This is a genomic window from Tropicimonas sp. TH_r6 (assembly GCF_033101155.1).
GTDB lineage: Bacteria > Pseudomonadota > Alphaproteobacteria > Rhodobacterales > Rhodobacteraceae > Tropicimonas.
Genome location: NZ_JAWMPX010000013.1, coordinates 38,073 through 63,158, shown reverse-complemented (window position 1 = coordinate 63,158; position 25,086 = coordinate 38,073). Strand labels below are relative to the sequence as shown.

Here is a 25,086-nt window from a genome sequence, read left to right as displayed (position 1 = left end):
GTGTCCGTGCGGCGCAGGAGCGGGGCTCGATCCCGCGCGCCGCTCAATCCGTGGTATCGATAAACCCGTCGGATTGTCGGCTCCAGAAGCTTGCGTAGAGCCCCGATCGACTCTTCAGCTCCTCATGCGTGCCCTGCTCGACGATCCTGCCGCGATCCATGACGATGATCCGGTCCATCCGTGCAATTGTCGATAACCGGTGGGCGATCGCGATCACGGTCTTGTCCTGCATCACCTCGATCAGCGAGTGCTGGATCTCTGTCTCCACCTCGCTATCGAGCGCGCTTGTTGCCTCGTCGAGGATCAGGATCGGTGCATCCTTGAGGATGACCCGCGCCAGCGCAACCCGCTGACGCTGGCCGCCGGAGAGCTTCACGCCGCGCTCGCCCACATGCGCGTCATACCCGGCGCGGCCCTTGTTGTCGCGCAGGCCCGTGATGAAGTCATGCGCGCGGGCTTTGGTGGTCACGGCCTTGAGCATCTCGTCGCTGACATCCGTCCGACCGAGAAGGATGTTGTCCTTGACGGAGCGGTTCAGCAGCGCGGCCTGTTGGGCGACCATCCCGATGGCAGCGCGCAGGCTGTCCTGATCGACCTCGCGAATGTCCTGGCCATCGATCCGGATCCGGCCTTCCTCGGCCTCGAAGAACCGCAGGAGAAGGTTCACCAGCGTCGATTTTCCGGACCCGGACCGGCCGACCAGCCCGATCTTTTCACCGGGTCGGATCGTGAGGGAAATCCCGTCCAGCCCACCGGCGCCGAGCCCGTAATGGTGGTGCAGATCCTCGATCTCGATGACGCCATCTCCGACGACCAGTTCGACGTCGCTCTCGTTCGGGATCGCGATGGGTTGGCCGATGGTCTGAAGCGCCTCGCGCAGCGACCCGATGCGCATGAAGAGCCACCAGATCGAGTCGAGGACCCAGTCGGCCATGGTGGTGATCCGGAGCGACAGCGCGATGGCCGAGGAGACGAGGCCGATCGAGGCGGCCTCGGTCGACCAGAGCCAGATGCCATATCCGACAAAACCGACCATCACGATGGCTTCGAGCATGATCAGGGTCGTGCGCAGGGCGATGCCGATCTGACGGGTTCTGAACAGCGCCTGCCGCGTGGCTTCGAGGGAGGCGTGTTGCTCCCGCGCGATCTGGTCCCGCGGGGCGAAGAGCTTCAGCGTGTCGAAATTCGAGAATCCGTCGACCACCGTTCCGTAGAGCGCCGATTTTGCCGATTGGAAATCATGCTGGGCGTCTACCATCCGGGGCATCACCCGGATCAGCACGACCATGTAGAGGCCAAGCCAGAGCAGAAGCGGAAGGGCCAGCCAGATCTCGGTGCCGGCCATCAGCACGACAACGCCGATCATGTAGACCAACCCGTAGGCGACGGTGTTGAGCGCCGAGTGAATTGCATCGGAAACGTGGTTGCCGATATCGACGAGCCGCCCTGAGGTTCGACCTGACAGGTCCTCCTGGAACCAGCCGACCGACTGACGGATCAGGTGATCAAAGGCGCGCCACCGCACGAGGTTTGCGACGTTGCAGCTGAAAGAAATGTCGTTGATCGCGAGGCGCAGGAATTGCGCGAAGGGCCGCAGCAAAAGGACGACCAGTCCCGCGAGAAGCAGGTTCTTCCCTTGTTCCTTCCAGAGGTGTTCCGGCGAGGTCGAGGCCAGGATATCGACAACCTTCCCGGCATATTGGATCAGCCAGACCTCGACGCTGGCCGCGAGAGCCGTCACCAGAACGCTGGCGAGGAGGATCCGTCGCATCGGCCACATATGCGCCCTCAGATAAGGCCAGATCTCGCTATGCGGAGTCGCGTCCGACAGGTCGTAGGGATCGAAAACGTTGAGAAAGAAACGGGTTACCCGCTCATAGAGACCTGCCATCCGAGTTTCTCCGCTTCGCGATCCGGACGGAAACATTACCGCAACCATCACTCTTCATTCACTGTCGGTCCGGCCGACAGGTCTGTCAAATCTCAAGTTGAACAGGATCGAAGCTCTTCTTTCTGCCCAGTGACGACGCACCCAAATGCGAGCTGTGTCCCTCTGCGAGATCACCATCGGTCGCCCCTGGATGATGCGAAGCTCGCGAGCCGTTTCCAAGCGTCCACCTGGCCGCTCCATACTGCCTGGCCCGCTTTTGCGGTCACGTTCGCGCACATGGCCCGGGGCATCAGTCAAACCGGACAAACCGGAGGGCAGGGAAACCTGTCAGAGATCCTCCCTCTGTTCTCCGAGGTCAGAGACCCACGTCGTCGTGGTTGCGAAAAAAGGAAACATCGACGGATTTTCTATGAAAGGCAGGAGAGGTTCCTGACCATTCAGCCCGAAACATTGATTTTCATTTGATTTTGATGTATAATTTAAGGGTGTTTTCGGCAGGGGGCCGAAAGCGGTTTTCCAAATTATCGCCCAGAAGGAGGGTGTTCAAGAAACTCGGCGGCGCTCTGCGTGGCCGATATTTGGTCGTTTTTGCTTTTTGCGAAACACATTTTGGTCTGATCTGATCGCTCAGCCCAATTGGCGGCCTAACTGTTTGAGAAATTTTTTTTGCATGGGGTCGCATGGCCTGAAGGGGTAAAAACAATGAAAAACCATCGAATTTTTTATACTGCAGCAATGGTCGCCGTTTTCGGGGTCGGCGTGGCCGGAAATGCAACAGCCCAGGGGGCGCTGGACAAATGCACAGTTGAATTTGCGAGGAGCAGCATTGCGGCTGGAACACCGGATGTATTGTGTGGCTGCACGGGCATTACGCGCGGGGCCCTCTCCTATATCCAGAAACGCGACGATTTCCTCGTCCTGCTGACCGGCTACGAAGCGTCCTGCCCAGGGCTTGGCTCGGTGCTTGGTGACCTTCCGACCGCAACAATTCCCACCCTTGGGCTGGATCGGGGCGGTTCGGACGAGCGTGTTCGCTCCCGCGGGGGGCAAACGCAAACCGAGACCGTCGTAGCGGAGGTGCAGTCAACGCCTCAAGAGGCGCCGACGACGACCCAGGAGGCGGTCCCGGAAGACGATCCGACTCCAGTGGATGTCGTCGACGAGCCGAATGACGATCCCAAGAAGAAGCACAGCAAGAAAAAGCGCGGCGAGCGCGATCGCAAGTCGGACCGTGACCAAAAAGGCGGAAAGGGCCAGAAGGGCGACCGCGACCGCAAAGGCGGAAAGGATCAAAAGTCCGACCGTGACCGCAAGGGCGGACAGGACCAGAAGGCCGACCGTGATCGCAAGGGCGGAAAAGGCCAGAAGTCCGACCGTGATCGCAAGGGCGGAAAAGGCCAGAAGGCCGACCGTGACCGCAAGGGCGGACAGGACCAGAAGGTCGACCGTGACCGCAAGGGCGGACAGGACCAGAAGGCCGACCGTGACCGCAAGGGCGGACAGGACCAGAAGGCCGACCGCGACCGCAAGGGCGGGCCGGACCAGAAGGCCGAGACCGCGACCGCAAAGGCGGACAGGACCAGAAGGTAGAAAAGGTTCCGCAGAAGCAGCCAGAGCCCGGCAGTCACCCGAGCTGAGATCCCTTTGGATCCAGCCAGGGGAGGAGGCCTTAGGCGTCATCCCTGCCGGATGATACGCGCGTAGATCTGAAGGTGGGGTGCTTAGGACCCGCGACGCTGACACATGCATGAGAAATGTCGCCCGACCATCGGTCGGGCGCATTGTTCGCGAAGACGATCACGCTGGCGACGGATCGCCTCGGAGCGGTCACTTTTCATAGAGGTAGACAGTTTTCTTCTCCAGATATTGCTCGAGGCCGAACTTACCGTCCTCGCCGCCCATTCCGGACTGTTTCCACCCGTTGTGAAAGCCTTGATGCTGCTCTCCCATCGCGCGGTTGACGTAGAGTTCTCCGGCTTCCATCTCGTTGATGAATTTCTGGATATTCGCGTGGTCACGGGAATAGAAATACGCCGCCAACCCGTAAATGCTGTCCGAGGCATACCCGATCGCTTCGTCCAGGGTCCGGAAGGTCACGATGGGCAGGACCGGACCGAAGGTTTCCTCCTTGATCGCGACATTGTCATGCGTGGTCTTCAGGATGGTCGGTTCATACCAGAAGCCGCCCTCGAACCCCTCGACCGTGGCGCGCTTGCCCCCCGTGACGAGTTCGCCCCCTTGTTTCAGGCTTTCCTGAACGATGGAGTCGATATTCTCGATCTCGCTGGCATTGACCTTGGGGCTCAGCGTCGTGTCCGGATCGAGCGGGTCGCCGATCCTGAGCGCTTCGACCCGGGGCAGGAACAGCGCCATGAACTCCTCGGCGATCGCTTCGTGCAGATACACGCGCTCCGCACAGGTGCAGACCTGGCCGCAATTGGTAAAACGCGCGCCGACAAGGATATCGGCGGCCTTCTCAAGGTCGGCGTCATCCATGACGATAAACGGCGCTTTGCCGCCAAGCTCCAGCATGACCGGGATCATGTGTTTGCCGGCGGACTGGTAGATCTGCTTGCCGGCAAAAGTCGAACCCGTCATCGTGATCATCGCGGTATGCGGGCTCTCGCACAGGTAGTTGCCGATCACCGATCCCTTGCCGTTGATGATGTTCAGAACCCCGGGCGGGATGCCGGCGGCATTGGCGATCTCGCCCAGCAGGGTCGTTGCAAGCGGCGTTTCCTGTGTCGGCTTGAGCACCATCGTATTGCCGGTGATCAGCGCAGGCCCGATCTTGCGGCCGGCCAGGGCGACGGGAAAGTTCCACGCGGTGATGGCGACAACCACGCCGCGCGGCACCTTGTGGATATAGATCTTCTCGTCCCTGTTGTCCGAGGGGAGGATGTCGCCTTCGAGTGTCAGGGCATTGTCACAGGCATAGTCGATGAAGCTCGCGGCGGCGCCAACATCAATCCGGGCCAGGTCCAGAACCTTGCCCTGTTCCAGTGTGACCAACCGGGACAGGTCTTCGAGATGATCCCGGATTCCCTGCGCGAACCTGCGCAGAATGGCCTGACGCGCGCGCGCGGGCGTTGCGGCCCAATCCTTTTGCGCAGCCTTGGCCGCAAGGAGGGCCCTCTCCGCTTCGCTGACGGGGGAGGCCGGAATCTGACCGATCACGTGCCCCGTGGCCGGGTTCAGGATCTTGATCGCCTCGCCCTCTGGCGCTTCGACAAAGGACCCGTTGATGAAGTTCACGTTGTTTCTGATGTCCATGTGACCAGATTCCTTCAAGCCGCCAGATCTTCGGCGGCGGTCAGTTTGTCCCAATCGAAGACGACGCCGATACCGGGCGTGTCGGGGGCAACGGCAAGGCTGTCCTCCAGCACGACAGGGCGCGTTGTGTAGCGGTCGATCGGGAAAGAATGCAGCTCGACCCAGCCCGCATTGGGCTGTGCCGAGACCAGCGAAATATGTAGTTCCTGCATGCCATGCGAACAGACGGGCACGCCATGTTTGCGCGACAGCTCCGCCACCTGCAGCCAGCCGGTGATGCCGCCACAATTGGAGGCGTCTGGCTGCACGAAGGAGAGGCGGGCCTGGTCGAAGGCATATTCGAACTCGTGGATCGTGTGCAGGTTCTCGCCCATGGCCAGCGGCATGCCGGTTTGCTCGGCGATCCGGGCAAAGCCCTTGTAATCGTCGGGAATGGTCGGCTCCTCGAACCAGAGAAGATCATAGGGTTTGAACGCATGCGCTGCCTCGATGGCCTGCTCGACGCTCATCGAGTAGTTTGCGTCGACCATGAAACGCCTCTCTGGCCCGATCAGCTCCCGGACGGCCGCAATCCGTTCCACGTCATCGGCGAGCCGGGGCTGACCAATCTTGATCTTCACCCCGTTCGCACCCTTCGCGAGATAACCCCGGATCGAGTCCAGCAGCTTCGGCAGCGGGAAGTTCAGGTCAATGCCGCCGAAATAGCAGTTGCAGCGGTTCGAGGCGCCGCCGGCCATCTGCCAGAGCGGCTTGTCCGCCCGTTTGCACCGCGCGTCCCAGAGCGCGATATCGACCGCCGAGATGGCGAAGGAGGCGATGCCGCCGCGCGCGACGTAATGGACATGCCATTGCATCGCCTCGTAGAGCGCCTCGATCTCGGCGCCATCCTTGCCGAGCAGGAAGGGCTTCAGGTCATGCTCGATCATGGCGAGGATCGACCAACCGCCTTTGCCGCCAGTATAGGTGTAGCCGGTGCCTTCGGAGCCGTCTTCCATGCCGATGGTGACGGTGATCAGTTCGAAATGGGAATGGTCGCCGTGCTTGGCATCGGTCAACACTTCGTCCAGTGGCACAGCGAAACGCTGTGCCCGGAGGGAGGTTATCTTAGCCATTTCAAGCCTCCTGCTTGGCGCTGACGCGCGAGACGCGAGATTGCAGGAGGATCACGACGAAGAGGAACAGGCCGCGAATAACCATCTGCCAATAGGCGGAGATGGAGATGACACCCCGTCCGTTTTCGAAGTTGAGCATGTTGAAGACAAGGCCCAGAAGCAGCGCACCCGCGACTGTCGCCGGCACGGAGCCGAGGCCCCCCGTCAGCAGCGTGCCGCCAACGACGACAGAGGCAATGGCGGAAAGCTCCCAACCGACGCCTTCAAGCGGCTGTCCCGCACCGAAGCCGGAGGCAAGGATGACGCCGGCAAGCCCCGCGCAGCCACCCGACAGGATGTAGACGAAGGCCTTGGCGCGGTTGACGGGCAGGCCCATCATCCGGGTTGCGTCCTCGCCGCCGCCGATGGCTTCAACCGTGCGGCCGATGGAGGTCTTCTCCAGCACGATCCAGAGCGCCACGGCGAGGATCGCCACGACGATGATAGACCAGGGCAGGAGGCCACCGACATTGTTCATGCCGAACTTGGTGAAGTTCGAGCCCCAGTCGACCGAGATGGTCTGCCGTCCCGAGATCACCAATGCGCCGCCCTTGGCCCCGAGCATCGTCGCCAGCGTGGCGATGAAGGGGGGGATGCGCATGGCGATGACGAAGAAGGCGTTGATGCTGCCGATGGCCATGCCAGCGAGAATGCCGCCCGGGAGTGCCACCTGGATGCCATAGGGCGACAGATAGGCGGTGCAAACGCTGGTGAAGGCCACCACGGAGCCAACCGAGAGGTCGATCCCGCCGGTCATGATGACGAAGCACATGCCGAGCGCGATGGCGATGAACATCGAGTTGTAGTTGAGGAAGGAGGAGATGTTGTAAGCGCCGGCGAAATTGTCGTAGCGCAGCGCGCCGAAGGCGATCATGACGATCAGCGCAAGCCAAACGCCCATGGATTGACCATTGCCCTGGATATAGCGGCGCAGGTCGAATGTGTTCTGGTCGAGCATCTGGGGTTACTCCTTCCGGCCTTGCTGCACATATACAGCCAGCACGATGATCCCGGCCTTGGCGATCAGCGCGACCTCGTCGGCGACGCCATTGGCGAGAAGCGTGTATTTGACGAGCTGGATGATAACCGCGCCGAGCACCGCGCCGAAGATCGGTGCCTTGCCGCCCATCAGCAGCGTGCCGCCGACGACGGCGCTGGCGATGGCGTCCAGCTCCATCAGGTTGCCGATGCGGGCGGCGTCGGAGGCGGAGTTGATCGCAACGACGATGAGTCCGGCAATGCCGGAAAGCCCCGCCGAGATCACGTAGACGCCAGTCTTCACCCGGCGTACCGGGGTTCCGGTCAGCTTCGCGGCTTTCTCGTTGCCGCCCACCGCGAGGATGCGGCGGCCGAACATCGTGCGGTTGACGATGTAGAAGAAGACGATGGCGATGACGAGCACGAGCCAACCCTGAAAGGGCAGGCCGAGGATCTTGCCGGTGCCGAGATAAGAGAAACCGGGATGAGAAAAGGTCTGCAGGTTGCCGTTTGTGAGTACCTGCGCGATGCCGCGCCCGGAAATGAAGAAGATCAGCGTGGCGATGATCGGCTGCACGCCGAGATAGGCCACGAGCATCCCGTTGAAGAGCCCGCAGAGCAGCGCGACGAGGATCGGGATGATGATCGAGGCGGCAAGCCCCAGCGTTGGATAGGCTTGCGCGAACTCGCTCAGGAAGATGAGCGGCGCCAGCGCGCCAGCCACGGCCATGACCGCGCCGACCGAGAGGTCGATCCCGGCCGTGGCGATGACCAGTGTCATGCCGACGGCGACGATGGCGATGGTCGCGACCTGGGAAATGTTCACGAAGAGCGTCTGCAATTGCAGGAAATTCGGCGTGATGGCGATATTGATCAGGAGCAGCACCGCCAATGCGATGAGGCCCCCATGCTTGGTCAGCATCTTGGCGTCGAAGCCAGGCATGGCGGGGCTCCTTTTGCCCGGAGGGGGTTGGGTGATGTCGGTCATGCTGCGGCCCCCTCATGGGACTGCGCGATGGCGCCGATCAGGCTCTCTTCGGTGATGCCCGGATTTTGCAGCTCGGAGACGGATTTGCCGTCCTGGAGCACAACGATCCGGTCTGCGCCTTCCACGAGTTCCTCGAATTCCGAGGAGATCAGCAGCACGCCGACCCCCTTCTCGACATATTCCTGGATGATCGACTGGATTTCGAACTTGGCGCCGACATCGACGCCGCGTGTCGGCTCGTCGAGGATCAGCAGGTCCGGCTCCAGCGCCAGCCAGCGCGCCAGCAGAACCTTTTGTTGATTGCCGCCCGAGAGCTCCCGGATCGGTTGTTCGATATGGGCCAGTTTGATGCCGAGCGCCTTGACGAAGTGGTTGACGATCTCCTCCTCCTTCGCCCGGTCGATGGTCCCGCCCTTCACCAGCCGCGGCAGCAGCGCCAGAGTCATGTTCTCGCGCACGGACATCTCCGGCACGATACCTTCCGCCTTGCGGTCTTCGGTCAGGAACCCGATCCCGGCGCGGATGGCTTCGGCAGGATCGGAGAAGCCGCTGCCTTTCGCGGCACTCTTCACCGAGCCGCCACGCAACCGGTCCATGGCGAAGATGGCGCGGGCGGCTTCCGTCCGGCCCGAGCCGAGAAGCCCGCCCAGCCCGACAATCTCGCCCTTGTGCACAGAGACAGAGACATCGCGCAGCATGCGGTCGGTGTGAAGGTTCGTGGCTTCCAGCAACACCTCGCCGCGTTCGCGCGCGCCACCGCCGAGTTCGGTCATGCCGGCGGCGGTGATCTCTTCGGGATCGCGGCCGAGCATGTCGGCGATCAGACCCAGCTTGGTGGTGCTGGCGATCTCCCGCACCGCCACGGTCTGGCCGTCGCGCATGATCGTGGCGCGGTCGCAGATATGGAACAGCTCGTCCAGGAAGTGAGAGATATAGATGACGGAGACGCCGCGGGCCTTCAGGCCGCGCACAACGCCGAACAGGGTCTCGACCTCGCGGTCATCGAGCGATGAGGTCGGCTCGTCCATGATCACCAGCCGCGAGTTCAGCGAAACCGCCCGCGCAATGGCCGTGAGCTGCTGGATAGCGGTGGAAAAGCTGCCGAGCGGCAGCGTCACGTCGATATGAATGCCGAAATCCGCGAGGATCTCGCGGGTCCGCTTATGCGCGGCTTTCCAGTCGATCAGGCCGAGCTTCGTTCGCGGCTCGTAGCCCATGATGACATTTTCGGTAACGGAACGGAGCGGCACGAGGCTCAGCTCCTGGTAGATCGTGGCGATCCCGTTATCCTGTGCCTCGCGGGGGGAGAGCGCGTTCCAGGGCTTCTCCTCGAAGGTGATATCGCCGGAATCCTTGCGATAGACGCCGGTCAGGATCTTGATGAGAGTGGATTTTCCGGCGCCGTTCTGGCCGATGACGGCGTGAACTTCGCCGGGGGCGATCTCAAGTTCTGCGGATGTAAGGGCAGCGACACCCGCGAAGGACTTGTTGATGCCCTGCATTTTCAGGAGCGGTTGCATCATGGGCCTTTCGCGAAAAACGCACGAGGGCCGCCCGGAGGCAGCCCTCGGCAGGGAGGAACTCAGTAGGCGCCGTCGATCAGCTCGGCCGCGTTGTCGATGGTGAAGATGCGGTCTTCAACCTTGACCCAGGGCGGGATGCTTTCGCCAGCGGCATATTTGCCCATGATCTCGCATGCCAGCGGACCGAAGAACGGCGAGGACTCTACGGTCACGCCCATCTTGCCGTCGATGATTGCCTGCAGCGCGTCGCGCGTGCCGTCGATGGACACGATGAGAACGTCTTCACCCGGCTTGCGCCCGGCCAGTTCCAGCGCCTGGATCGCACCAATCGCCATCTCGTCATTATGCGCATAGACGATGTTCACGTCCGGATGCGCCTGCAGCAGCGTTTCCATGACCTGACGGCCCATGTCGCGGGCGAAATCGCCGGTCTGCGAGGCGACGATCTCGAAGCGCGGATCCTTGACGATATTGTCGTCGAAGCCGGACTTGCGGTCATTGGCGGGCGAGGACCCGGTGGTGCCTTCAAGCTCGACGATGATGCCCTTTTCACCCTTGAAGTTCTCGATGGTCCATTCGGCGACACGCTTGCCCTGCTCGATGAAGTCCGAGCCGAGGAAGGAAACATAATGTTCGCCTGCCTTGGCGACGGCCGGGTCAACCGAGCGGTCGACGAGGAAGGTCGGGATGCCGGCGGCCTTGGCCTTCATGACGGCGGGGATGAGCGGCTTCTCTTCGCGCGGCGGCAGGAAGAGAATGTCGATGCCCTGCGCGATCATGGAATCGACATCGGCGACCTGCTTGGCGGCGGAGCCAGCGGCGTCCGTGGCGATCAGATCCCAGTTGCAGGACTCGGCGGTGTCATGGAACGACTTGGTCTCGGCGATCCGCCAGGGGTTGTTTGATTCCATCTGGCTGAAGCCAACCTTGTAGCGCTCTTTCTGCTCAAGGGGGGGCGGTTCCGCCATGGCCGACATGGTGGTCAGTCCCAAACCGAAGGCGATTGCCGTCCCCATAAGAATTCTGCGTTTCATCGAAGTTCCTCCACTGATTTTTGCGACACTGGATCCTCCCCCTGCCGCATCTGCGAACGGCTCCGGCATCCGAAACCGTCCAGTTTCACAAGGCGTTCCGAAGAGCCCCCATGATTCTCCGCACCCGTTGTCCGGACGCGCGCCTCCTCGGGTTCACGTCGGGACAGCACTGTCACCGATCGTCGTCCTGTCCGATTGCGGCCTTGGCCGCGCTGGGTTCCAGCCTCTTTTAGACATGGAAGCAAGATCTGCAGGGTGACAACGTGGTACTACCAAACTGTTCCAAAGCTAGTCGGATGAAAGCGTATACGTCAAGTTTTTTCCGACCAAGTATGAAATATTCAACATGCATAGCCTGTTTTTATTGATTTTATATCTTTTGGCTTCTAGTCTTCAGTCGTATTGTCGGACCAAAGGATAGAATTGGTGGGCCAATCGCATCACTCTCAACTCGCCGAAGCCCATCCCTCGGGCGGGCGCAGCTCTGACCCGATCATCGAGCAGATCCAGCAGCAAATCCTCTCGGGGCGGCTGCCCAACAACACCCCCCTGCCATCCGAACGCGACCTCATGGCGCAATTCTCCGCAAGTCGCACAGTGATCCGGGAAGCGGTGGCAACATTGGCCAGTCGCGGTCTTGTCGAGGCACGCCCGCGCTACCGGCCGATCGTGCGCAAACCCGGTTACGACACCGCGCTCAATTCGGTGGGATCCATCGTGCAGCTCATGTTGAAGCAACAGGGGGGCGTTGAATCACTTTTCCAGAGCCGCGTCTTCGTCGAGCGCGGCCTGGTGCGCGACGCGGCGCTTGCGGCCGATCGCGGGGACATCGCCGCCCTCAAGGAAGCACTCGCGGTCAACGCCGCCGCCCGGAAGGATTCGGAGGATTTCTTTCGGACCGACGTGGCCTTTCACGGGGTGCTCTACCGCATCCCGCGCAATCCGATCTTCGCGACACTGCACATCGCCTACACGGACTGGCTCGCGCCACATTGGAGCCAGATGGAGCGCTCGCCGGAGCGCAACGAAATCAACTATGCCAGTCACCTGGCGATTTACACCGCGATTCTCGAACGCGACCCCGACGCCGCGGAGGAGGCATTGGTCACCCACCTGACCACTGCATGGGAGCATGTGCGGGAAACGTTCGGTCCGAAATGGCGGGCCGCGCAGGAGGAGAAAACGGATGGAAAGCTTTGATCACATCGTCATCGGTGGTGGCGCGTCTGGTTGCGTGGTCGCAGCCCGTCTTGTCGAGGCCGGACACCGCGTCCTGATCCTGGAGGCGGGCTACTCCCATCACCACCCGCTGCTCGACATGCCCCCGGGCATCTTCAAGCTGATCAACGGCTCCAAATACATGATCCACCACCAGACCGTCCCGCAGGACCAGTTCGGCGGCCGGCAGCCATTCATCCCGCAGGGCAACGTTCTCGGCGGTGGATCGACGGTGAACGGGCAGGTCTATATGCGCGGCCGCCCCACGGATTACGACTATTGGGATTCCCTGCTGAAGGGATCGCAGGACTATGTTCCCTGGGATTTCGAGGCTTGCCTGCCGGCTTTCACCGGCATGGAGGACAATAATCGCCTGCTCAACCGGTATCACGGCGTCGGCGGCCCGCTGAAAGTCTCGGATCCGGGGTATGTCGAGCCGGCATCGCGCTGGTTCGTGCAAGCCGTGCAGGCCATGGGCGAGCCTTTCAACACCGATTTCTGTGGCGAGAGCCAGCGCGGCGCGGGGTTCTACCAGTTCATGAACCGGAACGGGAAGCGCTCCTCGGCCGCCTATTCCCATGTCGAGCCGCTCAAGAACAATCCGAACCTCGTGGTCCGGCTGCAATCAGAGGTGCAGAAGGTGGTGCTCGACGGCACCCGCGCCGTCGGTGTGATCTATGCGGACAAGCGCGGAGACATGCACGAGGTTCGCGCTGAAGGCGAGGTCGTTGTCGCAGCCGGCGCGCTGGTGACACCGAAGATCCTCATGCTGTCCGGAATCGGCCCGGCCGATCACCTGCGCGAAGTGGGAGTGGATGTCCTGCATGATCTGCCCGGCGTGGGCGAGAACCTGATCGACCACGCGGAAGTTCCGATCACCGCGTATTTCAACGGACGCCACGGGTATTACAAGCAGGGCGAAGGCTGGCGGATGATCCGGAACGGCCTCCAGTTCATGCTCTTCGGCACTGGGCGCGTCTGCTCCACCGGTGTCGAATGCGGCGCCTTCGTCAACCCGATCGACCGCGATGCCCCTCCGACGATCCAGACCTTCTGTGTCAACATGGTCTATATCGACAAGGACGCGCAGGATCTGGTGAAGGACCAGCCCGGCGTGACCGTGGCGACCTCGGTGATCCAGCCGAAATCGAAGGGTTGGCTGCGGCTTGCCTCGAAGAACCCCAAGGACATGCCGCTGGTGAACCCGAACATGCTGAGCCATGAAGAGGACATGGCGATGATGGTCGAGGGGCAGAAATTCTTCGTTGATGTCCTGCGCCAGGAGCCGATGAGGTCGAAGATCAAGGAAGTGGTGCTGCCGAGCGCAGAGACGCTGAAATCGGACGCGGCGATTGTCGAGCATTGCCGCCGTTTCGCCAAGACCGGCTACCACCCCTGTTGTTCCGCGAAGATGGGGCATGATGACGACCCGATGGCGGTGCTCGACCCGCGCCTGCGGGTGCGCGGGATCGACGGGCTCCGGGTTTGCGATATGTCGGCGACGCCCTATATCACGGCCGGCAACACGCAGGCGCCGGTGATGATGATCGCGGATCGCTGCGCGGACATGATGCTCGGAAATCTCTGACCCCGTCGCTCGGAGACGGCGCTCCGTTCCTGCAAACACGCGAAACGCCGTCTTCACGCGGGTCGATGAACCAGTTTAGGGGCACCGCGACATGCGCCCCGTTATGGCGCCGCATCGGGATCGGGAAACCCACTGGCCGGATCGCCGGGACACGGCGGCCGCTGGCCTTCAGAAAGGGCGGGTCGTCCCGGGAGCGCGTGAAGTCGAGGACCTCGATAGCAGAGTCCGACAGACCCATGGCATCGACGATTTTCGGACAACTCCCGTCTCGCACAAAACCGTCGCTGTTCTCCCTGTGCTAGCGGATCGTTTCCAAGACCTGCTCGTCCTGCGCTTTGAGTGTGTCGATCCGGGCTTCGTGTTCCGCTCCGTTTCTTCACCTTCACCTTCACGTTGAGCGGGGTGGTCCAGACCTTGCCGATCGAGGCCACGCGGCAGGTTTTACCCGGGGGTGAATTCGAGACAATGGCGACGACGCCGACATTGATGCCGGAGAAGCGCATCCGCTGCGAACCGATCTGTGAGACGCTCCAGACGAAGGGCGATGGCGAGGCCGATCCTCACTGTCTCCAGATGACCGCGGATCGGATTTCGGCGCCCGGGACAGGTACGATCTCGGTGGTCGAAACCGGATCACCGAGGAGATGCGACCACGGCAACATGCGCACTTCCCCCAACGGTTCGGCCACCAGCATCATGGTGCGTGTCTTCGGCGAATGGAATTTCGAAGCGAATGGCGTCTACACCAACAATAGTGGAGATGCCGTTCTGGCGACGCACTGGACGGGCCTGGAATTCGTTTCGGGGCAGAAATGCGTGCCACGACATACGCTTGATCGCGATCCCGACGTCGCGCTGGAACGCCTGTGACGCGAGGGTTCTTGGCACCGTATGTCGGACGTCGCGGCGATGCATCGACAGGATCGCGACGACATTTCAACAATCTGGAATACACTCAATGGTTGAGTTAGGCTCGGTGCTGGAGCGGGAGAATCGCCGCACCGACACGACCCAAACGGCCATAGCCGGCCGAATAAGCAAAACAGGGAGAATGAAGATGATGAAGACCAGATATCTTGCGGCGGCGGTGATCACAGCATTGGCGACAAGCCAGGCGGCCAGCGCATCCGACGTGCTGCCTTCCTCAGACTCCACCTTTCGCGCCTGGGGCGAGGAATCCGGGTGGAACATCATGGTGGATGAAGGCCGCAATGCTTGCCTCATCGAGCGTCAGGACGAAAACAACAATGTCGTGCAGATGGGTCTGACCAAGGACCACGAGTTTGGCTATCTGGGCGTGTTCACGCAGAATGCCGAGGTCAAGAACAGGAAGAAGCCGATCGTCCTGTCACTGGATGGCAATCTCTATAGTGCTGAAGCCCAGGGCAAGACCAAGAACCTCGCGGATGGGTATGTTGGCGGGTATTTCCTGACGAACAATCCGAATTTCGTGGAAGATGTCATGAAGAAATACGACATGATCGTCTTCCCCGAGGATTCCTATGCCTTCACCGTCAGCCTGGAAGGCACGCTCAAGGCGATTGAAGCGGCACGGAAGTGCAACATGGAACTGAACGGCTGATAGCACGTCACTGAACGACCCTGACGCTTCCGGAGCTGGAGCGTCAGGACTTAGGGCGCCGCCGTTGAGTTGGCGCGCTTGCACGGAGCTGCCCAGAGCGTGAGCGCTTCCTTTTCCGGGTGCCAAACTATGGTCGGATCGGACCAGATAGGCATCGCCCCCCGCGTGTATGAAGCTGCGCTACCGCCTGACCGACTCGTCGTTCGGTAAGGGCGGGTTCGTGCAGAAAACCGCGGAGAGCAGCCTCGGCTTGTCGCGTCCCGAGCAAGGTTCGGCGGTCAATCGTTGATCCTTCGTGCCTTGGAAAACCTACAGGTCCCGATCAGACAGGACGTGATGCTCGACTGTTCGTGGAAGCTGTTTAGGGGCTCCTTCGCACCGGCTCGATATGGCGGGCACCGTCGGATGAGACCGCGTGGAGGCGTTCCGGCTTGAAGTGATGTCGCTCGTCTCTGCAGCTTTGACAATCCGGACCATCCATACCCGACCCGTCGTCGTAGGCGAAAACGGTGAAGGGCGGTGACGAGTCCTTGTTGCAAGGGGCTGCTGACGATACGAGCCCCGGGAATGCCGATCTTGCCGCCGTTCGCTGCAGATGCCGCGGTATTTGGTGCATTCATTCAGCTTTCTCCAAGGCGAATTGGAACCGGTCGGGGCGAAAGTCATATCGCAGTGGTGACGGACCTGTCGCGGCTCCTGTTGGGGGTCCCTTTCGCAACGGAGAAATGACGAGGGTTGGTCACCGCCACAATATCCTCCGCCAAGGGGACATCACTCAGCACAGGCGGTGTCTTGTCGTGAACGCCGTTCTCCCGATCCAGGCTCCGGCAACGATCGTCAGCCAAAGGCGCGGGCAGGTCGGAACAATTCCGCCGTCCTGCTGGAAATGTCACCGCGGTGGAGGAATGGCCGCGCGGTGGTGCCATAAGAGCGTTCGAGTGGGAGAGCACCGTTCATATCAGGGAACAGCGTCGCGACCTCGACGCGGTGTTCCTTCCCGAGCGCCGCGAGCCCTGACGGGCCGGGGTAAAAGCTCTCCGTTGCTGCACCCTCTGCAATCAGGATCTGGTGACGCTCGAACATCAGGTGGAGGTACGTGACGCTTCGGACACCTCGGGCAATGCGAAATCCGCGACCGCCATTGCGGGCGAGGTGTATCGCGCGCGCCAGCTGGGGTGCGTCTGTTTCCGCTGTCGTGATCATACCGTGCTGTGGCGAAACAAGCATGTCGCGCCGGTTGCCGAGCGCGCCGGCGCGGATCCGGATCGGTAGAAGGTTCGGCCATTGTGCCAACTCTGTCTGGCCGAGTGTACGTCGTCCTATCCAGAGGATGGGTTGCAGGCCGTTGTCCAGGGTCTGGACCAGATCGCCGGGGCGCAGGGTCTCGATCGGCACCTCGCCGTGCGGCGTTGCGATCAACGTCCCCAGAGTGAAACAGGGGATTCCCATCGATTGCAGGACTTGGGTGGTCAGCGACTTCGTCGGGACTCCCTCAAGGGTCAGAGATTCCCCGTTCGGGAAACTGAGAACTGCGTTCCCATCGCCATCGGTGCCTGTGGTGACGTCGTCGATTGTCACCGGGTTGCCTTCAGCGTTGGTCAACTCGGAGAGATCAAGTCGGTCGGCCTCCTCTCCGGTTACCGTGAAATCGGTGATCGTCGCATGTTCGTCTCCGTCGAGAACGACAAAAGTATCGGCACCGTCGCCACCCGTCAGAGTGTCATCGCCCGCGCCGCCAAAAATCGTATCGTCCCCCGCACCGGCAATGATCGTATCGTCATCGCCTGAAGTGCCGGAGAGCACAGCATCGCCGTTATCGACCATGTCGCCATCCGGGTCACCGGTATAGGACGCGTCGATCCAATCATCGCCGGACGTTCCCTCGATAATTCCGTCACTGGTCTCTTCCGCTGCGCTGTAGATCTGGACGGTATCGATGGTGCCGTTGAAGTAATCCGAGAGGTTGCTGGCGGCGTTGTCGCCCGAGTACATCTGGCTGGCACCGATTGTAATCGGTTCATTGTAGTCCGCGCCCATGTCGAGGGACAGACAATCGGAGATATCCTCGGAGTATTCCTCGCCTGTTGTCCGGTTCTGGACAGTGAAATTGCCGGTTACGCCATCTTCATCCCAGGAATAGATGACGCGGACGTCGTCCCCGGCGGAGAAGAAACCATCTGCCGTGGAATAGTAGTAAGAGGCGCCATCGGTGTCAGAAGTCGCGTCGCTGCCTGCGATCTGGTGGCGAACCTCCACGGATCCTTCGGCCGTGACGTAGAGATAGAGATGTCCACCATCGTCGAAATTCGCGCTGTCGCGGGAGAGCAGCGCGCCGTCGGCGCTGGCTTCCTGTGTGAATTCGAGCAGGACCGAGCCTTCGCCAAGCTGGAAGGCATCGTCCGGCTCGACCAGAACATAATCGTCGACCCCATCGAGGTAGAGGCCGCCATCCACGGGCGTGGCACCGTTCACAAAGGTGCCGTCCTGAGCCACCCCGTCGAACTCCGTGGCGTCGTCGCTCGCCGCGACGTCTGCAGATGTCTCGTCGAAGACCCACTTCGCGATGAGGTTGGAGGAGACCAGATCATCCGGCGCGACCAGGGTTTCGACCGACAGGGTAATGTCGTCGATCGCGCCTGACTGGTTAAAGGAGATGTCCATTGAACGGACATCCTCTGCGCCGACATCGACCCAAGTCTCGCCGCCGTCCACGGTACCGGTAATCTCGACCGTTTTTACCAAGTTTCCACCAGCGTCATAGCAGTTGATGGTTCCGCCACCTTCAGTATCAAGGACGTTCAGTCCGCTGACCGCGGTCGAGTACTCGAAATCGAAGGTCAGGGTGCCGCCAGAGGCATTGTCGTCCGGATCGGTACTGTCCCCATCTTCCGAAATGATCAGTGCCATGCCGGCGGTGTCTGAAGCCAGGTCAGCGTCTCCTCCAGTTGGGTTGGTAGTGTTGAAAATCATCGCCGGATTGGCCGCGCTCGAAGAGGAGATTGTCACGCCATATTGCGAGTACTGCTCGTTGACGACCGTTCCCTGAACCAGATCGTTAAAATCGAGTACAACATCAACCATGCGTTCCACCTGTCAATTCTGTTGTTCGGATGCGCCGTTCCAACGCAATTGGGGAGATCAAACTCCGCTCGGACGGGGAGGCGCGCTCCTGTGCAAAAGTTGTCCTGTCATCCGCCAGACCCACCCACCCAACTCGACTTGCCTGTTGCAGGAAGCGATGGGTGGCCGTCGCTTCAAGTTCAAACGCACGCCCCGGGCGCAGGTTGTCGCCTCCGTCTATCAAGCGAATGATTAAGAACGATTGATCTCAAGGGCACCTGCGGAGACGATTTGCTTAGAACACGTCTCAAATTGTCCTGGATCGCGCGCTTTGGGAGCCTGATTGCGAAACCGGGAGGCCGTGCGGCATGGGATCACTGAAGAGGGTGGCGATCTGGTGAGACTGCCTTGGACAAATACCTGGGTAATTGGACAGTTGATGGCGTCGGGGGACGCGGGCAAGCACGAACATGAGTGCGACGGGATCCCGGCTGAAGGTGCCTGGCCAACAGCTACAGTCGGGTCGCGCGAACCCGTCGCGCAAGGTGACCTGCGCGACCGAAGGTCAGGGGTTTGGACTGCCGCGGCATCCGGATGAGAGGGCGGCGCGACAGTCGTTCTGGACGGTCAATTCCGAGCTTGCAGCGTGTCGCTACTGCGCGCCCCATTTCGGAAATGGGTCAGGGAGGTTGCGCCAGGCGTCCGCGCTGAGATCGCTTGTGTCGATCAGCGCGTCATTCAGCGCCGTGCTGATGGCCTCCCGGTTCAGACCGACGCCGATGAATACGATCTCCTGGCGCCGGTCGCCCCAGGGCTCGGCCCAGTTGCGGGCGATCTCGGCCTGCGCCTCCGGATGCGCGGGCAGGCGTTCCTCGGGAAGCGAAGCCCACCATCGCCCCAGCGGCGTCACCGAGGAGATCGCGCCGGCGAGGCTGAACTCTGCCGCCCAATCGGGTTGCGTGGCGATCCAGAAATGCCCTTTGGCGCGGATCGCGCCGGGCAGCGGACCGTTCAGTGCCGCGAGGAGCTGCGTTGGATCGAAGGGGGCGCGGGCGTGGTACACGAAGGAGGTGATGCCATATTCCTCGTCCTCGGGCACGTGATTGGCGAAGCCATAGAGCTCCTTGGCCCACATCGGGTACTCCTGCGCGCGGTCGAAATCGAAGAGCCCGGTGTCGAGGATTGCCTCGGCCGGTACATCGGCGAAATCGGTCTCGATGATCCGCGCATCGCCGTTCAGGCTCCGGATGATGGCGCGGGCGGCCTCGGTCTTGGTGGGGCCGGCATCGGCGATCTTGTTGAGGATGATCAGGTCGGCAAATTCGATCTGGTCGGTGAGGAGAGCCACGAGGCTGCGGTCGTCTTGCGGATCGAGAGACTCGCCCCGGTCGCCGATGGCGTCATGACTGGAGAAATCCTTCAGCAGGTTCACCGCATCGACCACGGTCACCATCGTGTCGAGCCGGGCGACGTCCGACAGGCTCTCCCCCGCCGCGTCGCGAAAATCGAATGTGGCGGCGACGGGCAGCGGCTCGGAGATGCCGGTCGACTCGATCAGCAGGTAATCGAACCGTCCGTCCTCGGAGAGCCGCCGCACCTCCTTCAACAGATCATCGCGCAGTGTGCAGCAGATGCAGCCATTTGACATCTCCACCATCGTCTCCTCGGAGCGCGACAGTTCGGTGCCCTGACGGACGAGGTCGGCGTCGATATTCACCTCGGACATGTCATTGACGATGACCGCAACGCGGCGGCTGTCGCGATTGTTCAGCACCCGGTTGAGCAGCGTCGTCTTGCCGGCTCCAAGGAAGCCGGAGAGGACGGTGACAGGAAGGCGGGTATCGTTGCTGTGGTCTTTCATGGAGTGGATCCTCGGTGGGAGCGCTCGGCGAGCTTGATGGGAAGACAGGCGCGCAGCATGTCGAGGCTGCGCTGGAGAGAGGGGCGGGAGATGTCGCGGGCGATGACGACGATGCGCGAACGGCGGTCGCCGTCGGGCCAGTCGTGCAGCGGCACCGGCGGGTCGAAAACATGCTGGACGCCGTGGAAGGCAAAGGGCGTCTCCAAGCCCTCGAGAAAGACGATCCCCTTCACCCGCAGGATGTCTGCGCCGCGCAGCCCGATCAAAGTGTCGAGCCATTTGTCGAAGGCGATATCGGGGATGGGCTCGTCCAGAATGACGGAGGCGTTGCCGATCCGGCTGTCATGCGGCGAGAAACCGGACTGCGCGGGGGGCGGCTCGGATATCCCGGACAGGTTCGACAGCGGATCAATGCTGGCTTCCGGACCGGTCGTCCAGGTCAGCACATCCGATGAGGCCGCGCCCTTGCGCAGCCCGCTCAGCCCCCAGATCCGCTCCGCACCCCCCGCGCCACGCACCGCATCCACGATCTGCGCGGTCGGGTTGATCCCCCGCAGACGCGCTTTCAGATCCCTGAGCCGGCCGGGCACGACGAGATCCGTCTTGCTCAGAACGATCATGTCCGCCATCGCAATCTGGGAGACGGCCTCGAACTGGGCGTCAAGCGTGGCCGCTCCGTTGGCCGCATCAGCGAGCGTCACCACGCCGTCCATGCGGGTTGCCCTTGCGAGGTAGGGATCGACCAGCAATGTCTGCAGGATCGGCGCGGGATCGGCGAGGCCGGTGGTCTCGATCACTACGCGTTCGAAAGACAGCGCGCCGGCCTCCCGCCTCTCCAGCAGTTCGGCTATGGTCTGGGCCAGATCGCCACGGATCGAGCAGCACAGGCAACCCGACTGCATCAGCACGATCTCCTCGGTGACCGCGCTGATCAGGTCATGATCCAGCCCGGCTTCGCCGAACTCGTTGACGATGACTGCGATGCGGCCGCCCGAGGCATTCCCGAGCAATGCGTTGAGCAGCGTTGTCTTGCCAGCGCCGAGAAAGCCGGTCAGCAGCGTGACCGGGAGGCGGGGGGCGTTCATATTCGGGTCTCCATGAGGAATGGGTGCAGCACGGCTATGCCGCCGGATGGGCGAGCGAACACGCGCCGTTGGGGCCGGGTCATCCAAATCGCCCGGACGTTTTCGGTTGGCCCGGCAACTCGTGGGCGCACATGGCTTGCGGCGCGTCGAGGTGGATCTTGAGTAGCCGCCGGCGGATCGGGGCGAACCGCAGATCTTGCGTCTCGCAACAGGTTTCCGCAGGTGCGATCAGGCTCCTCCTGATCGCCTTTCCTTGATGGGGCAGGAGTCTCGGCATGGGTCATTCAATCTTCCGTCAATCGAGACTTGCAATGTTATAACGTAACATATAATTGTCCAGCGAATGTTAGACTATAACGTGGAGTTCCCCATGCGTGGATTACTGCTGCCTGCGAGCATCTCTGTTCTTGGGTTGGTCAATGCTGCAATCGCGGAGGCGCCGTCTGTTGCGGCCGATATTCCTCCGGTGCATTCGTTGGTCGCGATGATCATGGAGGGCGTCGGCACGCCCGACCTCCTGGTGCAGCCCGGCGCCTCGCCCCATGGCTATTCGCTTCGCCCTTCCGAGGCACGGGCGCTGGAAAATGCGCAGGCCGTGTTCTGGATCGGTGAAGGTCTCGAGCCCTGGCTGGTCAGTTCGATCGAGTCGCTTGCCAGCGATGCATCGGTGATCAAGCTCATCGATGCCCCCGGCACCACGGAGCTTCCGTTCCGCATCGGCGCAACTTTCGAGAAGCATGGTCATGGCGACCATGAGGAGGGGGACGCGCAGCATGAAGAGGGCGAGGGCCACACCCAACATGATGAGGCTGGCCACGAGGGCGAACAAGCAACGGCGCACGGGCATCAAGAGGCCGGGATGCATGGCGAAGAACATCATGACCAGCTCGGCCATGATCCCCATGCCTGGCTCGACCCGGAAAATGGGCGGGCCTGGCTGGATGCGATCGCCGCAGAGCTCTCGCGTATCGATCCAGAGAATGCCGACACCTATCGCGCCAATGCCGACGCCGGACAGGCGACGCTTGAGGCGGTGATCGATCAGGTCATGGCGGATCTGGCACCTGTTCGGGGCAAGCCCTTCATCGTCTTTCACGACGCCTACCAGTATTTCGAGACCCGGTTCGATGTCCCGGCCGCGGGCTCGATTTCCATTGGCGATGCCGCCGACCCCGGCGCAGCCCGGATCAAGGAAATCCGCGACAAGGTGGCGGAACTCGAGATCTCCTGCGTCTTCTCCGAGCCGCAGTTCAATCCCGGTCTGGTCCAGACGGTCTTTCAGGGAACGGAAGCCCATACTGGTCTTCTTGATCCACTGGGTACCGATCTCGCCATCGGCCCGGATCTTTATCCTCTGTTGATCAGGGCTGTCGGCAGCGGGCTCGCCGATTGCCTGAAATAGGCGCTTGGCAGGTCCACAATGGCAGGTGGGGAACCCCGGTTAGGGCACACACGCGGTCGCCGGTGCGGTCCTGAGCGCCGCGGTATGCCGGGCAACCTGCGGAGTTCGGCAAGCGGTGCGCGCCGAGAGGGGCTTGCGAACTGGTTCTTTGCCTTCAGCCTGATGACGGAGTAGAAAAAAACGCCTTGAAGCAGATCAGGGTTTGGGCGTCGATACGGTCCCCCCCATGTGCGCGACATGGACACCGGAAAGAAGTCGTGCAATGGGAGTTATTTGTGCGGCTTCCCCGTTCCGGGCGGCGACGACGAGAGGACTGCGAGCATGCGAGCATTGATCACCGGAGTAACCGGGCAGGATGGTTCATATCTTGCAGAGTTCCTGCTTCAGAAGGGCTACGAGGTGCACGGCATCAAACGGCGTGCCTCGCTGTTCAATACCGGCCGGATCGACCACATTTACGAAGATCCTCACCAGCCCCGTCCCAAGCTGAAGCTGCATTACGGGGATCTCACGGACAGCTCGAACCTGACCCGGATCCTGTCCGAGGTTCAACCGGACGAAGTTTATAATCTCGGTGCGCAGTCGCATGTCGCCGTCAGTTTCGAGAGCCCGGAATACACTGCCGATGTGGACGCGATCGGATCTCTGCGTCTGCTGGAAGCGATCCGGTTTCTGGGCCTCGAGAAGAAAACGCGCTTTTACCAGGCATCCACCTCCGAACTCTTCGGCCTCGTGCAGGAAGTTCCGCAACGCGAAACCACGCCATTCCATCCCCGCAGCCCTTACGGGGTGGCCAAGATGTACGCCTACTGGATCTGTGTGAACTACCGCGAGGCCTACGGGATGTATGCGTGCAATGGCATCCTGTTCAATCACGAGAGCCCGCGGCGCGGCGAGACCTTCGTGACCCGCAAGATCACCCGCGGATTGGCCAATATCGCCCAAGGGTTGGAGGACTGCCTCTACATGGGCAATATCGACTCCCTGCGGGACTGGGGCCATGCGAAGGACTATGTCCGGATGCAGTGGATGATGCTGCAGCAGGACGTGGCCGAAGATTTCGTCATCGCGTCCGGCGTTCAGTATTCCGTCCGGGAGTTTATTTCCTGGACTGCGGCCGAACTTGGGATCGAGCTTGAGTTTTCCGGCGATGGCGTCGAGGAGGTCGCCACCGTGGCCAATGTGACATCCGACAAGGCGCCCTGCGTGAAGCCCGGTGACGTCGTGATGCGCATCGACCCGCGCTATTTCCGGCCTGCTGAGGTGGAGACCTTGCTGGGCGACCCGACGAAGGCGAAGGAGAAGCTTGGCTGGGTGCCCGAGATCACGGCGCAGGAAATGTGTGCCGAGATGGTCGAGGCGGACTTGAAGACGGCCCGCCGCCACGCGCTCTTGAAGGAACACGGGTTCGACCTTCCCCTCGTGAAGGAAAACTGACGGTATGAAGATCTTCGTGGCGGGGCATCGCGGCATGGTGGGGGGGGCGATCCTGCGCCGCCTCGAAGACCGCAAGGTGGCCGGAGAAGATATCGAGTTGGTCACCCGGACGTCGTCCGATCTTGACCTTACCGATCAGGCGGCCGTTCGGGGCTTCATGCAGGATACCCGCCCGGACCAGGTTATCCTGGCCGCGGCAAAGGTGGGCGGGATCTTCGCCAACAACACCTATCCGGCGCAGTTCATCTATGAAAACCTGATGATTGAGAGCAATGTGATCCACCAGGCCCACGCGGCCGGCGTCACGCGGCTGCTGCAGCTCGGCTCCTCCTGCATCTATCCAGGGGCGGTCCCGCAACCGATGCGCGAAGACGCCCTTCTGACCGGAACTCTGGAGCCCACGAACGAACCCTATGCGATCGCCAAGATCGCCGGGATCAAGCTCTGCGAAAGCTACAATCGGCAATACGGCACCGATTTCCGCTCGGTCATGCCGACCAATCTCTACGGTCCCGGAGATAACTTCCACCCGGACAACTCGCATGTCTTGCCTGCTCTCATCCGCCGTTTCCACGAGGCGGTTCAGGATGGGCTGGACAACGTGGTGATCTGGGGAACAGGCACGCCTCGGCGGGAGTTCCTGCATGTCGATGATATGGCCGCGGCCTCGCTCTTCGTGCTGGCACTCGACAAGGTGAGCTATGACGCCAACACCGAGCCAATGCTGAGCCATATCAATGTCGGCTGCGGCGTTGATGTCTCGATCCTGGAACTTGCGCAGATGGTGGCGAAGGCGACGGGCTTTGAGGGCGAAATCAGGACCGATCCGAGCAAGCCGGACGGAACGCTGCGCAAGCTCATGGATGTATCACGCCTGCGCGACATGGGGTGGAGCGCATCGATCGGCCTCGAGGAAGGGATCACGCAATCCTATAGCTGGTTCCTGGAGCATCAGGACGATTTCCGGGAGAATTAGCTCGCCCGCGACAGCGAGCTCCCAGCGAAAGTGACGGTT

The 25,086-nt window shown here is 61.6% G+C and carries 18 protein-coding genes; 8 read left to right on the top strand and 10 right to left on the bottom strand.

Going from position 1 to position 25,086, the window contains the following annotated elements:
- Window positions 1-43 precede the first annotated feature (43 nt).
- A complete protein-coding gene (locus tag R3X27_RS13805; protein WP_317709450.1) occupies window positions 44-1,891 on the bottom strand; it encodes an ABC transporter ATP-binding protein in 1,848 nt (615 codons plus the stop codon).
- A 702-nt stretch (window positions 1,892-2,593) separates the two neighbouring features.
- Between R3X27_RS13805 and R3X27_RS13800 the strand changes: the two genes are divergently transcribed.
- Window positions 2,594-3,481 carry a hypothetical protein gene (locus R3X27_RS13800; RefSeq protein ID WP_317709449.1) on the top strand — a complete coding sequence of 296 codons (888 nt, stop codon included), beginning with the start codon at window positions 2,594-2,596 and terminating at the stop codon, window positions 3,479-3,481.
- Window positions 3,482-3,718: 237 nt separating this feature from the next.
- Here the strand turns inward: R3X27_RS13800 and R3X27_RS13795 are convergent, their stop codons facing one another.
- The 6 genes from R3X27_RS13795 to R3X27_RS13770 are packed head-to-tail and all read right to left on the bottom strand — an operon-like array spanning window position 3,719 to window position 10,838.
- Window positions 3,719-5,164: an aldehyde dehydrogenase family protein gene (locus R3X27_RS13795; protein ID WP_317709448.1), complete on the bottom strand. Its 1,446-nt coding sequence runs from the start codon at window positions 5,162-5,164 to the stop codon at window positions 3,719-3,721.
- Between the two features lie 14 nt (window positions 5,165-5,178).
- Complete coding sequence (locus R3X27_RS13790; protein ID WP_317709447.1) at window positions 5,179-6,276, bottom strand: mandelate racemase/muconate lactonizing enzyme family protein; 1,098 nt, start codon at window positions 6,274-6,276, stop codon at window positions 5,179-5,181.
- A 1-nt stretch (window position 6,277) separates the two neighbouring features.
- Window positions 6,278-7,273 (bottom strand): ABC transporter permease, encoded by a 996-nt coding sequence (locus tag R3X27_RS13785; RefSeq protein WP_317709446.1) that lies wholly within the window; start codon window positions 7,271-7,273, stop codon window positions 6,278-6,280.
- A 6-nt stretch (window positions 7,274-7,279) separates the two neighbouring features.
- On the bottom strand, window positions 7,280-8,236 hold the full coding sequence (locus R3X27_RS13780; RefSeq protein ID WP_317709445.1) for an ABC transporter permease: 957 nt from the start codon (window positions 8,234-8,236) through the stop codon (window positions 7,280-7,282).
- Window positions 8,237-8,277: 41 nt separating this feature from the next.
- Window positions 8,278-9,804 (bottom strand): sugar ABC transporter ATP-binding protein, encoded by a 1,527-nt coding sequence (locus tag R3X27_RS13775; RefSeq protein WP_317709444.1) that lies wholly within the window; start codon window positions 9,802-9,804, stop codon window positions 8,278-8,280.
- A 59-nt stretch (window positions 9,805-9,863) separates the two neighbouring features.
- Window positions 9,864-10,838 (bottom strand): ABC transporter substrate-binding protein, encoded by a 975-nt coding sequence (locus R3X27_RS13770; protein ID WP_317709443.1) that lies wholly within the window; start codon window positions 10,836-10,838, stop codon window positions 9,864-9,866.
- Window positions 10,839-11,264: 426 nt separating this feature from the next.
- Between R3X27_RS13770 and R3X27_RS13765 the strand changes: the two genes are divergently transcribed.
- The 4 genes from R3X27_RS13765 (at window position 11,265) to R3X27_RS13750 (ending at window position 15,226) form a co-directional block, all read left to right on the top strand.
- Window positions 11,265-12,038, top strand: coding sequence for an FCD domain-containing protein (locus R3X27_RS13765; RefSeq protein ID WP_317709442.1), 774 nt, complete (start codon window positions 11,265-11,267; stop codon window positions 12,036-12,038).
- On the top strand, window positions 12,025-13,644 hold the full coding sequence (locus tag R3X27_RS13760; protein ID WP_317709441.1) for a GMC family oxidoreductase: 1,620 nt from the start codon (window positions 12,025-12,027) through the stop codon (window positions 13,642-13,644). Before R3X27_RS13765 ends, R3X27_RS13760 begins: the two co-directional genes overlap by 14 nt.
- 414 nt (window positions 13,645-14,058) lie before the next feature.
- The gene (locus R3X27_RS13755) at window positions 14,059-14,514 is read left to right on the top strand and encodes a hypothetical protein (RefSeq protein ID WP_317709440.1); all 456 of its coding nucleotides are present in this window, start codon (window positions 14,059-14,061) and stop codon (window positions 14,512-14,514) included.
- 187 nt (window positions 14,515-14,701) lie between these two features.
- A complete protein-coding gene (locus R3X27_RS13750) occupies window positions 14,702-15,226 on the top strand; it encodes a hypothetical protein (protein ID WP_317709439.1) in 525 nt (174 codons plus the stop codon).
- An 837-nt stretch (window positions 15,227-16,063) separates the two neighbouring features.
- Here R3X27_RS13750 and R3X27_RS13745 read toward each other — a convergent pair.
- From R3X27_RS13745 to R3X27_RS13735, 3 genes are all read right to left on the bottom strand, one after another.
- Window positions 16,064-18,307, bottom strand: a complete 2,244-nt coding sequence (locus R3X27_RS13745) for a Hint domain-containing protein (RefSeq protein WP_317709438.1) — start codon at window positions 18,305-18,307, stop codon at window positions 16,064-16,066.
- A gap of 631 nt (window positions 18,308-18,938) precedes the next feature.
- Window positions 18,939-20,147, bottom strand: a complete 1,209-nt coding sequence (locus tag R3X27_RS13740) for a GTP-binding protein (RefSeq protein ID WP_317709437.1) — start codon at window positions 20,145-20,147, stop codon at window positions 18,939-18,941.
- On the bottom strand, window positions 20,144-21,232 hold the full coding sequence (locus R3X27_RS13735) for a GTP-binding protein (protein WP_317709436.1): 1,089 nt from the start codon (window positions 21,230-21,232) through the stop codon (window positions 20,144-20,146). The genes R3X27_RS13740 and R3X27_RS13735 overlap by 4 nt, the downstream gene beginning before the upstream one ends.
- A gap of 370 nt (window positions 21,233-21,602) precedes the next feature.
- Between R3X27_RS13735 and R3X27_RS13730 the strand changes: the two genes are divergently transcribed.
- From R3X27_RS13730 to fcl, 3 genes are all read left to right on the top strand, one after another.
- Complete coding sequence (locus tag R3X27_RS13730) at window positions 21,603-22,634, top strand: zinc ABC transporter substrate-binding protein (protein WP_317709435.1); 1,032 nt, start codon at window positions 21,603-21,605, stop codon at window positions 22,632-22,634.
- Between the two features lie 321 nt (window positions 22,635-22,955).
- Window positions 22,956-24,071, top strand: coding sequence for a GDP-mannose 4,6-dehydratase (gene gmd, locus R3X27_RS13725; RefSeq protein ID WP_317709434.1), 1,116 nt, complete (start codon window positions 22,956-22,958; stop codon window positions 24,069-24,071).
- 4 nt (window positions 24,072-24,075) lie between these two features.
- Window positions 24,076-25,047 (top strand): GDP-L-fucose synthase, encoded by a 972-nt coding sequence (fcl, locus tag R3X27_RS13720; protein ID WP_317709433.1) that lies wholly within the window; start codon window positions 24,076-24,078, stop codon window positions 25,045-25,047.
- Window positions 25,048-25,086 lie beyond the last annotated feature (39 nt).

Excerpts from the sequence above, each read along its gene's own strand:
- R3X27_RS13805 (WP_317709450.1), bottom strand. The coding sequence starts at position 1,891 with ATGGCAGGTCTCTATGAGCGGGTAACCCGTTTCTTTCTCAACGTTTTC.
- R3X27_RS13800 (WP_317709449.1), top strand. The coding sequence starts at position 2,594 with ATGAAAAACCATCGAATTTTTTATACTGCAGCAATGGTCGCCGTTTTC.
- R3X27_RS13795 (WP_317709448.1), bottom strand. The coding sequence starts at position 5,164 with ATGGACATCAGAAACAACGTGAACTTCATCAACGGGTCCTTTGTCGAA.
- R3X27_RS13790 (WP_317709447.1), bottom strand. The coding sequence starts at position 6,276 with ATGGCTAAGATAACCTCCCTCCGGGCACAGCGTTTCGCTGTGCCACTG.
- R3X27_RS13785 (WP_317709446.1), bottom strand. The coding sequence starts at position 7,273 with ATGCTCGACCAGAACACATTCGACCTGCGCCGCTATATCCAGGGCAAT.
- R3X27_RS13780 (WP_317709445.1), bottom strand. The coding sequence starts at position 8,236 with ATGCCTGGCTTCGACGCCAAGATGCTGACCAAGCATGGGGGCCTCATC.
- R3X27_RS13775 (WP_317709444.1), bottom strand. The coding sequence starts at position 9,804 with ATGATGCAACCGCTCCTGAAAATGCAGGGCATCAACAAGTCCTTCGCG.
- R3X27_RS13770 (WP_317709443.1), bottom strand. The coding sequence starts at position 10,838 with ATGAAACGCAGAATTCTTATGGGGACGGCAATCGCCTTCGGTTTGGGA.
- R3X27_RS13760 (WP_317709441.1), top strand. The coding sequence starts at position 12,025 with ATGGAAAGCTTTGATCACATCGTCATCGGTGGTGGCGCGTCTGGTTGC.
- R3X27_RS13750 (WP_317709439.1), top strand. The coding sequence starts at position 14,702 with ATGATGAAGACCAGATATCTTGCGGCGGCGGTGATCACAGCATTGGCG.
- R3X27_RS13745 (WP_317709438.1), bottom strand. The coding sequence starts at position 18,307 with ATGGTTGATGTTGTACTCGATTTTAACGATCTGGTTCAGGGAACGGTC.
- R3X27_RS13740 (WP_317709437.1), bottom strand. The coding sequence starts at position 20,147 with ATGAAAGACCACAGCAACGATACCCGCCTTCCTGTCACCGTCCTCTCC.
- R3X27_RS13735 (WP_317709436.1), bottom strand. The coding sequence starts at position 21,232 with ATGAACGCCCCCCGCCTCCCGGTCACGCTGCTGACCGGCTTTCTCGGC.
- R3X27_RS13730 (WP_317709435.1), top strand. The coding sequence starts at position 21,603 with ATGCGTGGATTACTGCTGCCTGCGAGCATCTCTGTTCTTGGGTTGGTC.
- gmd (WP_317709434.1), top strand. The coding sequence starts at position 22,956 with ATGCGAGCATTGATCACCGGAGTAACCGGGCAGGATGGTTCATATCTT.
- fcl (WP_317709433.1), top strand. The coding sequence starts at position 24,076 with ATGAAGATCTTCGTGGCGGGGCATCGCGGCATGGTGGGGGGGGCGATC.